At 38.2% G+C, this 14,091-nt stretch carries 7 protein-coding genes; 5 read left to right on the plus strand and 2 right to left on the minus strand.

Going from position 1 to position 14,091, the window contains the following annotated elements:
- Positions 1–193: 193 nt before the first annotated feature.
- A complete protein-coding gene (gene dnaE, locus LIV57_RS17160) occupies positions 194–4,861 on the minus strand; it encodes a DNA polymerase III subunit alpha (protein WP_227943589.1) in 4,668 nt (1,555 codons plus the stop codon).
- A gap of 420 nt (positions 4,862–5,281) precedes the next feature.
- On the opposite strand from dnaE, the gene LIV57_RS17165 reads away from it, so the two are divergent.
- The 4 genes from LIV57_RS17165 to LIV57_RS17180 all read left to right on the plus strand — a co-directional run bounded on the left by LIV57_RS17165 (position 5,282) and on the right by LIV57_RS17180 (position 11,971).
- A complete protein-coding gene (locus LIV57_RS17165; RefSeq protein ID WP_227943590.1) occupies positions 5,282–7,402 on the plus strand; it encodes a S8 family peptidase in 2,121 nt (706 codons plus the stop codon).
- A 75-nt stretch (positions 7,403–7,477) separates the two neighbouring features.
- Complete coding sequence (locus LIV57_RS17170) at positions 7,478–9,550, plus strand: thiamine pyrophosphate-dependent enzyme (protein ID WP_227943591.1); 2,073 nt, start codon at positions 7,478–7,480, stop codon at positions 9,548–9,550.
- 115 nt (positions 9,551–9,665) lie between these two features.
- Complete coding sequence (locus LIV57_RS17175) at positions 9,666–10,697, plus strand: bestrophin family protein (RefSeq protein WP_110009282.1); 1,032 nt, start codon at positions 9,666–9,668, stop codon at positions 10,695–10,697.
- Positions 10,698–10,876: 179 nt separating this feature from the next.
- Complete coding sequence (locus tag LIV57_RS17180) at positions 10,877–11,971, plus strand: serine hydrolase domain-containing protein (protein ID WP_227943592.1); 1,095 nt, start codon at positions 10,877–10,879, stop codon at positions 11,969–11,971.
- Between the two features lie 37 nt (positions 11,972–12,008).
- On the opposite strand, the gene LIV57_RS17185 is transcribed toward LIV57_RS17180, so the two are convergent.
- Entirely contained in the window at positions 12,009–12,467 is a 459-nt protein-coding gene (locus LIV57_RS17185; protein WP_110009280.1) for an Lrp/AsnC family transcriptional regulator, read from the minus strand.
- A gap of 157 nt (positions 12,468–12,624) precedes the next feature.
- On the opposite strand from LIV57_RS17185, the gene LIV57_RS17190 reads away from it, so the two are divergent.
- A complete protein-coding gene (locus tag LIV57_RS17190) occupies positions 12,625–13,854 on the plus strand; it encodes an aminotransferase class I/II-fold pyridoxal phosphate-dependent enzyme (protein ID WP_227943593.1) in 1,230 nt (409 codons plus the stop codon).
- Positions 13,855–14,091: the final 237 nt, after the last annotated feature.

The raw sequence follows: 14,091 nt of genomic DNA on the forward strand, positions 1-14,091 counted from the left end.
AATTATTTAGCAATATGATGAAAAATAACAACTAATTAAATAACAGATACTTAAATACTATACAACCAAAATAGACTTCAGTAAATTTTTCTATTTTAAGCGAAAAACTATTTAAAATTTTTCATCAATACTGATAATATATAAACAAAAAAAAGAGTGGCATAAGCCACTCCTTTCTTTATCATGTATTTTTCTAGTTTAAATAAAATTCATATTTATTAAGAAGTTGAATTTCTTTTATCAGATCACCATTCAGATCCACCGAATGTTTCATAGACTGAACTTCAATATGGGAGTCATCTTCCAGGTTTTTGATAAAGAATTTCAATTTTTGGTTTCCTTTGTTTCTGTCGAGAACCGTTCTGAAAAAGTCGAGATCTTCAGGTCTTACATCCATCACATCCATTACCAACGATATACTTTTTGCAAATCTTTCAAATGCTTCCTGAAGTTCAATTACATCATTTACATTAACGAAGACCCTGCCATCTTTTACCTGGGCAAATTTTATCTTAAAAATCACAAATCTCTGAACTTCCAGCTTTTCTTTCAATCTCATGTAATCTCTGTCTCCCAGCCTGAATGAATAGGAACCGGAATAATCTTCGAGTGTAACAAAAGCTACTTTCTCACCGCTTCTGAAACCGTCCTGAACCCTGTATTCGGTAATAAGGCCGGCTACAGTATATTCTTTACCACCACCGCCATTTTCTCTTTCTTTCTGAAGGGTTTTCCAGTCTTTCTTTTTCTCTTCAAACAACCCTTCCTGTTTATTGGAAAAAGCCTGCTCTTTGTAAGCATCCACCTCATCCAGATTCAGAAATAAGAAATTCCCTTTTGGCTCTGCCTTCTTAGTAACTTCTTCTATCACTTCCTCTTCTCCTGCCACTACATCATCTGAAACAATTTCCGTAAGATCCACAGCATCGTCCAGGGCATCCTGCTCCAAAACAGGCGCTTCATCGGTAACTACCTTGTCCTCTTCATTTTTCTCAAGAACCGCTTTTTTAGAAAGCTGTCCCTGCATAAACTGGAACTGATATTTAAATTCGTCCAGCGGATGAGCAGAAAGATAGAAGCCAATGATCTCTTTTTCTTTATTAAGCTTATGCATATTAGGCCATTCCGGACATGGAGCCAGTTTAGGCTGTTCAATCTGAACTTCTTCTGCAAAATCTGCAAATAAAGAGTGCTCCATCTCGTTTTTGCTTTCCTGGAAACTCTGCCCGTATCTGATCAGTCTTTCAAGATTGGTCTTTCCTGCCATGTCAATATCAAAGTACTGTCCCCTATGGAAAGCATCCAGTTCATCAAAAGCACCTGCAAGCACCAAACTTTCTGCTACCCTTTTGTTCATCTGTGAAGGCAGTATTCTTTCAAAGAAATCATAAATATTTTTAAACCTTCCGTTTTCTCTTTCTCTTGTAATTGCTTCACTTGGTCCTTCCCCAATTCCTTTTATTGCACCCAACCCAAAACGGATCTGTCCTTTTTCGTTTACGGAGAATTTGTATTGAGATTCATTCACGTCCGGTCCCAGAACATCCACACCCATACTTTTACAGTCTTCCATGAACATGGTGATTGAATCCGTATTGTTAATGTTATTACTCATTACACTCGCCATGTATTCTGCCGGATAATTAGCTTTTAAATAGGCGGTCTGATAAGCGATGAATGCATAACATGTTGAGTGGGACTTATTGAAGGCATATTCTGCAAAGGCTTTCCAGTCATTCCAGATTTTCTCCAACCTTTCTTCATTAAGGTTGTTTTTTCTACCTCCTTCAATAAATTTCGGGTACATTTTATTAAGAACATCAATCTGCTTTTTACCCATTGCTTTTCTTAACGTATCGGCTTCACCTTTGGTAAAGTTGGCCAGTTTCTGGGACAAAAGCATTACCTGCTCCTGATAAACGGTAATTCCGTATGTTTCTTTTAAATATTCTTCTGTTTCCGGTAAGTCGTAGACGATCTCTTCAATTCCGTGCTTTCTGTTGATGAAGTTCGGGATATATTTAATCGGACCGGGACGGTACAAGGCATTCATGGCGATAAGATCGGCAAAAACCGTCGGTTTAAGCTCTCTCATGTATTTTTGCATTCCCGGACTTTCATACTGGAAAATCCCGACTGTCCTTCCTTCTTTAAACAGCTGATAGGTTTTGGCATCATCCAGCGGAATAAGATCCGGATCAATATCCACTCCATATCTTGCTTTCACAAGCTTCAATGCATCTTTAATAATGGTCAGCGTTCTCAATCCCAGAAAATCCATCTTCAAAAGACCGGCACTTTCCGCAACAGAGTTATCAAACTGCGACACCAAGATATCAGCATCTTTTGCTGCAATGGTAACCGGAACAAGATTACTCACATCTTCCGGCGTAATGATAACCCCGCAGGCGTGAATTCCGGTATTTCTGATACAGCCTTCCATTTTTTTAGCACTTGCTAAAACTCCGTGTCGTGCATCATCAGGACTTTCAAGAACATATCTCATCTCATCAACAAGCATCTGTTCTTCCGGTTTTAATTTATCATACTTCGCTAAAGCTTTTGCAATATTCATCCCTGGACTTGGAGGAATCAGCTTGGCAATATTATTGGTATCAGGAATAGGCACATCCAAAACCCTTCCGGCATCTTTAATGGCAGATTTTCCTCCCAACACCGAATAGGTAATAATTTGTGCTACCTGAGTTTTTCCATATTTTTCAACAACCCATTTGATAATTTTATCTCGCCCTTCATCATCAAAGTCAATATCAATATCGGGCATGGAAACCCTTTCAGGATTCAGGAATCTCTCAAAAAGGAGATCATATTTGATAGGGTCTACATTGGTAATTCCGATACAGTACGCAACCGCAGATCCTGCAGCAGAACCCCTTCCCGGGCCTACCCAAACACCCATATTACGGGCTTCATTACAGAAATCCTGTACGATAAGGAAGTAACCCGGATAACCGGTATTGGCAATTACCTCTAGCTCAAAGTCAAGACGTTCTTTAATTTCATCAGTAATACCCGTTTCTGCATACCTTTTCTTGGCACCTTCATAGGTAAGATAGGTAAGGTAAGCCATTTCCCCTCTTTTTCCGCCGTCTACCTCATCTTCTGCATGGATAAATTCCGCAGGGATATCAAATTTAGGAAGAAGTACGTCTCTTTTTAAGGTATAAGGTTTAAATTTTGCCGTAAATTCTTCATAGGCATCAAAAGCATCAGGATAGGCTAAAAAGGCTTCTTTTATTTCATCAGAATTTTTGATGTAATATTCGCCTGTCGCCAGCCCTCTCCTTTTACCGAATCCTTTTCCAATAGGCGTAGTAAGCTTTTCACCATCTTTGATACAGCTTACAATGTCCTGAATATTAGAATCATCTTTATTGGTGTAAAAGGTTTCGTTCTGAGCTAAAATTTTCACATTATATTTATCTGCCAGATACAAAAGAACTTCATTTAAATGTTCTTCTTCAGGCAGTTTGTGATTCTGAATCTGCACATAAAAATCATCTTCAAAGGTGTCTTTCCACCATTTGAAAAGCTCCTCTCCTTTCTGCTCACCGGTATTTAAGATCGCGTCGGGAATATCCCCCATAATTCCGGATGTTAAAGCTATGACTCCTTCTTTATATTGAGCAATCAACTCCCTGCTCACCCTGGGAACTCCAAAATAGAATCCTTTCAGGAATCCGATACTGGAGAGTTTTGCCAGGTTTTTATATCCATTAAAATCTTTCGCCAAAAGCACAACCTGTGTTCTTCTGTCCGGATCATCTTTGGTAAACTGCTTTTGTTCGTAACGGTCTGAAATATAAAACTCACAACCCACTACAGGAATAAGCGGTTCTGAAACAGGCTCTTCTTCAGTAAATTCTGTTCCGTTTTCTTCTGCTTCCTGCTTTTTTGCCAGATATTCTTTATGCTTTTTTGCTCTGTCTGCATTAGCTCCCTCTACTGCCGAGACGAACTTGAAAGCTCCCATCATATTTCCAAGATCCACCATTCCGACAGCAGGGAAATTTTCATCAGAGGCTTTTTTAATCAGGTCATTAATGCTTGAGGTAGCCGTAAGCGTAGAGAAAACACTATGGTTATCAAAATTGAAATATTTACCTAAATCAATTTCATCAATGCTTCCGAAATCCTGCTGCTTTTTCTTATTATGAAAATCAGCAACCTGCCTTCTGATAACAATATTGAAAGGCTTGATCGGGTCCGGATAAAGGCTTCTGAAATACGCGAGCTGATCTTCTGAAATCTTTAATGTTTCAGCAGGAACTACGCCAATTCTTACCATTTCAAAGAAAGCTCTGGCCGTTGCATTTACGTCGGCTGCAGCATTATGGGCTTCATCAAATTTGTTCCCATATAGCTTTTCATATAATTCTTCAAGTTTCGGAGGTTTAAAACGGCCTCCCCGGCCACCGCCCAGCTGGCAGAAGTCGGTTCCCAAAATCATGGTATCCGCTTTAGGCTTTTCCTGAAGGTTATCTTTCAGGTTTTTTCTGTAAAATTCTGCTCCTACGATATTGTAATCGAACTCTACATTATGCCCGGAAACCACCCTGATTTTTTCAAGAACGGTAGAGAATTCTTCAAGAACCTCCTGAAGATCACGGCCTTCTTCATTGGCAATTTTGGTTGTAATTCCGTGAATACGTGCTGCGTTGAAGGGAATATCATACCCTTCAGGTTTTATTATATAATCCTGGTTTTCAATCAAGTTCCCATCATCATCGTGCACCTGCCATGCAATCTGAACCATTCTGGGCCAGTTATCCGAGTCTGAAAGCGGAGCGTTGAAATTTTTTGGTAAACCGGTTGTTTCTGTGTCAAAAATTAAATACATATAATGTTCTAACTTTTTTATAAAAGAGAATGTAAAGTTACTTCATTTTTTTCTAATCACCACCCTGGTTTCAGAATATAAAATCTCCGCCTCTTAGAAATATAAAGCTAAATTTTTTCTACTCCTACGGATTTGCTTTTTTCCAATTAATTCTCCATCAAATGATAAATTACACATATAAAACACCATGAATGCTAATCTCAGGACTTTTTCTAACTGTTTTCCTGTCAAAAACCATCAATTCTCATTTAAATCCAGTAAAATAAAAACTATAAACACAAATTAAAATATTAGATTATTCATAAATAACCAAATAAAATATTAAAATAATCAACAAAAACAATATTTAATTACACAAAACTAAAAATAAAAGCATTTTATCCATACATTTAACAACCAACAACCATAAAAAATATCACAATGAAAAAAATTTTTATTTCGATCGGCATACTGACAACCATTGTCATGAATGCGCAAAACAGTAATGAAGTTTTAAAAAAAACATTAGAACGGCAACGAATAGAAAACAACAAAAAATTTGATTTGTTTCTCTCAAAGCATTTTGAGTCTGATAAAAACCCTAAGACATTTAAAGAACTCGAAGAACAGCGAAAAATTTTGGCAGGATTCGATCCGGATGGAAAGCCTTATTTCTATCAGTCGGATGATTTGGATCAAATAAAAAACTCCAATGCAGACTTTTTACAGAATGGCAGCATCACAGGGTTGACAGGTTCATTTAACGGCGAAAATATTAAATATACCATCTTTGATGGCGGAAGAGCATTTGAAGGACATGAACTGTTTAACAACGCGGCAGGCAGGGTTAATAATAAAGAAGCCAGTACCATGAATTACAGTTCACACGCCACTGCTGTTACAGGATTTATCGGTGCCAAAGACTATCCTTATACATTTACCTTTACCAATGGAACGACCCGGGTTACGAATTTAAGAGGAATAGCACAAAATTCAACTTTTGACAATTATGCCTTCGCTACTACAACATTACCCGGAGCTTCTGCTCCCAGTACGGTATTTGAAAAGATAGTCCTGGCACAGCCCAAAATATCCAATCATTCATACGGCACAAACCCTGGTTGGAGTATGCTTTATGGAATTGCTTGGTTATGGAACGGGCAATTTACAAGTCCCGGAACCAGCATGGATCTACAGGGAACCTATCTTACCAGTGATCAGACTTATGACAATATAGTGTATAACAATCCCACCTATGTTATCGTTAAATCAGCCGGAAATTCATATGGAATGGGGCCAACAGGAAGCACCTTAGCTAAATATTATAAAAACAGCGCGGGAAGTTATGTACAATTTGCAGCCACAGATACAATACCACAAAACAACTGTGCTTTAGGATATGACTGCATCGGCACCGGCTCTTTGGCAAAAAATATTATCGTAGTGGGAGCTTCTGATATTCTGACTGCTAGTGACAAAAGATACTCCTCTGCTACAGATGTAATAAAATCAAGCTACAGCAGCGCAGGTCCAAGAGATGACGGTGCTATAAAACCGGACATTATTACTACAGGAACTAATGTAGGATATGGTTCCACAGTGGAAAATACAACAGGCAGCAGTTTATATAACGTGGGCAGCGGAACATCTTTTTCAGGGCCTATTGTTACCGGAATCATAGGAGTCTGGATGCAGATTTATAAACAACTTTATCCTGCTCTTGAGCTTAATGCATCCTCTGCAAAAACCTTAATGATCCACTCTGCATCTGAAGCAGGAACTGTCGGCCCGGATCCATGGAATGGCTGGGGATACATCAATGCAAAAAAAGGAGCCGAACTTCTTGTAGGAAAATCCAATAATACCATACTATTTAATGATGAAACCTTAAATAACGGTTCGGTTAATGCCCAAATAGTTAAAGCATCCGGATCTGAACCCTTAAAAGTAACCATATCCTGGATTGATCCTGAATATGTAGTTTCTGAAAACTTAACATGGGCAGATGCTTACAACAACAGAAGTTCCAGATTAATAAATGATTTGGATCTAAGAATTATTGACACTGTAACAGGCACAATTTATCAGCCGTGGAAATTAAATGCATCAGACCCAATGGCTCCTGCTGCAAAAGGAGATAATACAGTAGACAATGTAGAACAGGTTGTAATTGATAATCCAACTCCAGGAACTGTTTACAGAATAGAAATTTCCCACAAAGGTACATTGAAAAACAACGCTTCACCAAGTGTCACTTCCCCTCAGAATTATTCTATCATTGCATCAGGATTTAGTGAAGTACTGGGAACCAAGGATGTCGGATTAAGAACATCTGATGGCATAACGATCGCACCAACGGTTGTAAAAGACTTCACCAATGTATTGAAAGCTCCTAAAAATTCCACATTCAATGTCTATGATCTTTCAGGTAAGAAGTTACAGAAAGGGAAGATCAGCAATGACAAAGAACCGATAGATTTATCTGCTTACACGAAGGGAATTTACATCATTGAAATAAAAACAGACAAAGATGTTATTTCTAAAAAAGTGATCAAGGAATAACCTATATAAACAAAGATTTTTCACAAAATACTAACAGTTGTTAGTATTTTGTTTTTTTATGTATATTTGCTTCCTATGGAAAATGCACTTCACGAAAAAGTTTCTCAGGATATATTACTCAAAGCGTATAATCATATGATGCTGGCCAAGGCAATGGCGGATATTTACGAAGAAAACAGAAATGTATGCAAATACGTTCACAGTACTTCCAGAGGCCACGAAGCCATCCAGCTTGCGACAGCCTATCAGCTTAAAAAAGAAGACTGGGTTTCTCCCTATTACAGAGACGAAAGCATTCTTTTAGGAATCGGTTTTGAACCTTATCAACTAATGCTTCAACTACTGGCAAAAGCTGATGATCCTTTTTCGGGAGGAAGATCTTATTACTCCCACCCTTCAAGCAGGGATGAAAACAAACCAAAAATCGTTCACCAGAGTTCCGCTACTGGAATGCAGACTATTCCTACTACAGGAGTAGCACAGGGAATCAAATATATTCAGGATTTCAATCTTCAGCAATTTGAAAACAATCCTGTTGTGGTTTGCAGTCTTGGAGACAATTCTGTTACAGAAGGTGAAGTGAGTGAAGCTTTACAGTTTGCTGCCCTGCATCAGCTTCCGATCATCTTCCTTGTTCAGGATAACGAATGGGGAATTTCCGTAACGAAAGACGAAGCAAGAACCTGTGATGCATACGATTTTGTAGCAGGATTCACGGGGTTAAGCAGAATGAGAGTAGACGGAACTGATTTTGTGGAAAGTTTCGAAGCCATGAAAAAAGCCGTAGATTTTGTAAGAACAGAAAGAAAGCCTCTTGTTGTCTGTGCCAAAACGGTATTGATCGGTCATCACACTTCAGGAGTAAGAAGAGAATTCTATAGAGACGAAGAAGATTTAACAAAACACAGGGCCAAAGATCCGGGAGAAATCCTTAGAAAACATTTACTGGAAACAGGTGTTGATGAAGATCTTTTAAAGCAAATCACTAAAAAGGCGCGTCTTGAAGCAGAAGAAGCTTTTGAAAAAGCTAAAAATGCAGAGGATCCAAAGCCTGAAACCGTAATGCAGCACGTTTTTGCCCCAACTCCCATTACTGAGGAAACAGGGACACGTGAACCCGCCAACGGAGAAAAAATTGTAATGGTGGATGCTGCCATCCATGCCATCCAGGAACTGATGTGGAAACACCCTGAAGCACTTCTTTATGGGCAGGATGTAGGGGAAAGAATCGGTGGAGTTTTCCGTGAAACGGTTACTTTAGGAAAAAAATTCGGAAGCAAAAGAGTATTCAATACGGCCATTCAGGAAGCTTATATCATAGGATCTACTGCCGGAATGAGCGCTGTTGGGCTGAAACCAATTGTTGAGGTTCAGTTTGCAGATTATATTTATCCGGGAATCAACCAGTTGATTACGGAAATTTCAAAATCAAGTTATTTAAGCGGTGGAAAATTCCCGGTAAGCAATATCATCCGTGTTCCTATCGGAGCCTATGGCGGCGGCGGTCCTTACCATAGTGGAAGTGTGGAAAGTATCTTAGCTAATATCAAAGGAATCAAAATAGCATACCCAAGTAATGCTGCAGATTTTAAAGGTTTGCTAAAAGCAGCTTATTATGATCCGAACCCGGTAGTGATGCTGGAGCACAAAGGATTGTACTGGAGTAAAGTTCCGGGAACTGAAGATGCCAAAACGATAGAGCCTGCTGAAGATTATGTTCTTCCATTTGGAAAAGGTAAAGTAATTATTGAAGCAGATAAGGATGAAACCGAAAAAGGCAGAACTTTATTGATAGTTACTTATGGAATGGGAGTTTACTGGGCTAAAGAAGCAGCTAAGAGTTTCAACGGAAGAGTTGAAGTGATCGACTTAAGAACATTGATCCCTCTTGATGAAGAACTTGTTTTCGAAAGAGTGAAAGCGCATGGAAAATGTATCGTTCTGACAGAAGAACAGCTTAATAACTCTTTTGCAGAAGCTTTTGCACACCGTATTTCCAAAAATTGCTTCAGGTATCTTGACGCACCGGTAGAAACAATGGGATCACTGGATGTACCTGCTGTTCCTATCAACCTTGTTCTGGAAAAAGAAATGCTTCCAAATGCTGAAAAGCTTAGCAGTAAGATCGAAGAAATGCTGAAATATTAAATAATTGAAACCTCTGAAAAATCAGAGGTTTTTTTTATTAATTTTAATCAACAGAACAGATGTCTCATTTTGGTATCTATTTTGTTTATATGCACCAAAAATTCCATACTTCTTTATGATCACTACTAAATATGTCAATTATAAGCAGGTTCTCAATTTATCAGGTTTTCATCTTATACTGATTTCAATCTGGTGTACGCTGATCGCTGTCCTTTTCTATTTTTTCAATTGGCAGTGGATGACGATTCCATGGGTTCCTGTAGCTTTGATTGGTACGGCAGAAGCATTCCTTGTAGGTTTTAAAAACAATCAGGCTTATGACAGACTTTGGGAAGCCAGAAAAATCTGGGGTGGAATTGTGAATTCCAGCCGTTCTTTTGCCTCTATGGTATATGCCTTCGATACTAAAAACGAAGAAATTGGTGTTTTTGATCTTGAAGACCGTAAAAGAAGAATCGTTTACCGTCATATAGCATGGTTATACACTTTCCGGGAACAGCTTTTGATTCCTACAGAATGGGAGCATATCAGTACAGAAAATAATAAATTCGGGAATATCAACCTGAGAAGAAACAGGTTAATAAAAGCCGGTTTTCCTGACTACGGAAGAGCTCCTATTTTCCTGCACAAATATCTGTCAGAGGAAGAGTATGATCTTAAAAATGATTATAAAAATTTTGCTACCTATCTTATTGCCCAACAGGCGAAAGACATCAACGAGCTGAAAAATATGAATGCCATTACAGATTTCAATCAGACTCAGCTTCAAAACAGCCTGAATGAATTCTACAATTTCCAGGGACAGGCGGAGAGAATCAAAAAGTTCCCTTCTCCAAGACAGTTTGCCAGTACAGCTTTTGTTTTTAATATTCTGTTCATCATGCTTCTTCCACTGGGATTAGTGAACGAGTTTGCCAAATTGGGAGATTGGGGAATATGGACCTCTATTCCTTTCTGTATCATTATCGGATGGATTTATATCATCATGGAACTGGTAGGAGATTATTCTGAAAATCCATTTGCGGGATTAATGTTTGACGTCCCTATGCTGTCTATCTGCAGAACGATTGAAATAGACCTTCTGCAGATGAGCGGTGAAACAGATCTTCCGGATCCTATTGCTTCCAAAAACGGAGTATTAGTATAATTTCTGAGGATCATTTATTAAAACAAAACTGCAATAAAAATATCAGGTAAAATATATTTTAAAAGTTCATTGTTTTTCATAATTTAGGGCATTGAAAGCATCAGCTATATAGATTCATCCGGATCAGTATAGTTGTTACTTTTTCCATCAGCTAATAATTTATCCCTTCTTTGTAAACAATGAGATCCAGGCAACTTCTGCAGGCTATCACAATGCTGTGCCTTACCCTATTCTGCCCTAAAGTAAAGTCGCAGGCGGCTTTCAATAAAGAGTTACCAAAAGAATTTACAGATCAGTTCAAACAGGAGATCAACGACAGTATTCCTTCTCTGGGATCGTTCATTGTTTCCCAAAATGACAAACTGATTTATGAGTATTATTCCCACGGAGCCAACAAAGAAACCATCTTCAGTATAAAGTCCGTTACCAAGAGTATCGTCTCTGTTCTGGCAGGCATTGCGCAAGATAAAAACATACTTCCCAATCTCAATACACCGGTTTTAAAAACTCTTCCGGAATACAATGTCTCAAGAAGCAGTTTCAAAAATATCTCCAATATTGAAGGAAAGGTAGCTCATGATTCGATCAGAAATACGTTAACGTTAAGAAATCTGCTGACCATGCAAGGTGGTTTCGATTGGATTGAAAATTCAAAAATCTCAACAGCCATGTCATTTTCCGGTGATCCTGTAAAATTTGTACTGGATCTTCCTTTTGAAGAGTATCCGGGAACCGTATTCAATTATAACAGCGGTGAAACCCACCTTTTCGGAGCAGCACTGGCAAAAATTGTGAAAACCAATCTGAAACAATTTGCAGCAGAAAACCTTTTTAAACCATTAAAGATCAATGTTCCCCGATGGGATACAGATTCCATGAACAGGAATATTGCAGGTTCGGAAATGTTTATGAAACCTGAAGATATGCTGAAATTTGGTTTGATGATTCTGAATAACGGAAAATTGGGAGGCAGACAGATTGTTTCCTCAAAATGGATTCAGGAATCGACAGCTGAGCATGTCAAACTGGATTCCTGGGATGTGATGCCGGGTGCCAATGGATACGGCTATTACTGGTGGCGGAGAAAAACCAACGGACATCAGGCTTTTGTGGCTACCGGATATGGCGGACAGCTTATCTGCATCATTCCAGATTTAAAAATGGTTATCGTGACGACCTGCTTTCTGAATGACAAAAACAGAGGCAGAAGCGAGATTAAAAGACTTCACTATTTTATCGACAAAATGACCAAAGAAGATATTTATAAACATTGATCTTCCATACAGTTAGATCAAAAAACCTGCGATAAGCTTACAATACAATCGCCGTCGTATTTTTAACTTCGGAAATCATAAATGAGCTGTGCGTACTTGCGATGTGCTGAAGTGTTGTAAGTTTCGTCAGCATAAAACTGCGGTAATCTTCAATGTCTTTCACTCCTATTTTAAGGATATAATCATAATCTCCGCTCACATGGAAACATTCCGTAACTTCCTGAAGGTCCATTACCTCTTTTTCAAACTGAAGGACAAATTCTTTTTTATGCTGGCTTAGTTTCACATGACACAAAACGATAAAATTTTTCTTAACTTTACTCTTGTCCAGCAAGGCTACATATTTTGAAATAACTCCAGCATTTTCAAGCTTTTTTACACGCTCATAAATTGCTGTAACGGACAATCCAAGCTTAGCGGACAGTTCTTTGGTGGTTTGTTTACAGTCTTCCTGTAAAAAAGACAAAAGTTTCTTATCAGTTTCGTCAAGTTCCATAGATAATTTTTTGGTAAAAGTTTAATACCATCGAAGATACTAAATATTTTTTCTAAATAAACAATATTTCACAGTTTTATTTTCTATAAATTCAAATTTATGTTGTAATAATTAACAAATTAATGCAAATTGAGACCATAAAATAAAAACAATATTTATGGAAAACTTTAACGCAGCCAATGAGATCCAGGATCTTCAGTATTTTGGTGAATTCGGGGGAGTGAATCCTTCTATCTCTGACAGCTCTACCTATACCTTCCTTTCTGCAAAGACAATGTTTGATACTTTCGAAGGCAATGCGGAAGGATGCTATCTGTACTCCAGACATTCATCACCGATGAATCTTTATCTGGCACAGGCTCTTGCCAAGATGGAGAACACAGAATCTGCCAACGTTACAGCATCCGGAATGGGAGCAATAACTTCTGTTTTGATGCAGGTGTGCAAAAGTGGAGACCATATTATTTCAAGCCGGACTATCTACGGAGGAACCTATGCTTTTCTAAAAAATTTCTTCCCTCAGTTCAATGTAGCGACCACTTTTGTAGATATCAATAATTTTGAATCTATAGAAAAAGCTATTACTCCCGATACTAAAGTCATTTATTGTGAAAGTGTCAGCAATCCGCTGCTTGAAGTAGCAGATCTTAGAAAGCTTTCCGAAATCTGTAAGAAATACAACCTGAAACTGATTGTAGATAATACCTTCTCCCCTCTTTCAATTTCTCCGACATTATTCGGGGCTGATGTCGTGATTCACAGCCTGACAAAGTTCATCAACGGAAGCAGTGATACGGTAGGAGGAGTATATTGTGCCAGTCAGGCATTCATTGATGATACCAAAAATGTCAATTCCGGAGCATGTATGCTTCTTGGCCCAACCATGGACAGCTTACGATCTTCAAGTATCTTAAAAAATCTGAGAACATTACACATCAGAATCAAACAGCACAGCCACAATGCCATGTATCTGGCTGAAAGATTTGAAAAAGATGGTTTAAAAGTATCTTATCCGGGCTTACCATCCCACAAAAACCATGAATTAATGAAAAGTATGATTCATGAAGAATACGGATACGGAGGATTACTGACCCTGGATGCCGGAACAACAGAAAAAGCAAACGAACTGATGGAACTGATGCAGACAGAGAACCTGGGTTATCTTGCTGTGAGCTTAGGGTTCTATAAGACCTTATTCTCATGCTCAGGAAAATCTACCTCATCTGAAATCCCTGAAGAAGAAAGAGCATCTATAGGAATTTCAGATGGACTGATCAGATTCTCCATCGGTCTTGACCACGATATCAAAAGAACTTACCAAAAAATGAAGGAATGCATGCTGAAAGTTGGAGTTCTTAACCACCATGAAAACATTTCCATTTCCTAAATTTATTGTAAAAAGGCTGTTTCATTTGTGAGAAACAGCCTTTTTTATTTATCAATCTACCTGTTTTGATATTGATTAACAAATGTTATGTGTAGGCTTTTATAGGTTTAGGCTCCTATGTTTGCAAAAGAATAAATTTACATACAAAGCAAAAGGGGTGAGAGAACAGTTTTGGCTAAATAACTCAGGAAGTATATTGTGCTTTAGAAATGTCCTCACTTCTTTATTCCTTTTAGA

This window comes from Chryseobacterium sp. X308, assembly GCF_020733145.1.
GTDB lineage: Bacteria > Bacteroidota > Bacteroidia > Flavobacteriales > Weeksellaceae > Chryseobacterium > Chryseobacterium cupriresistens.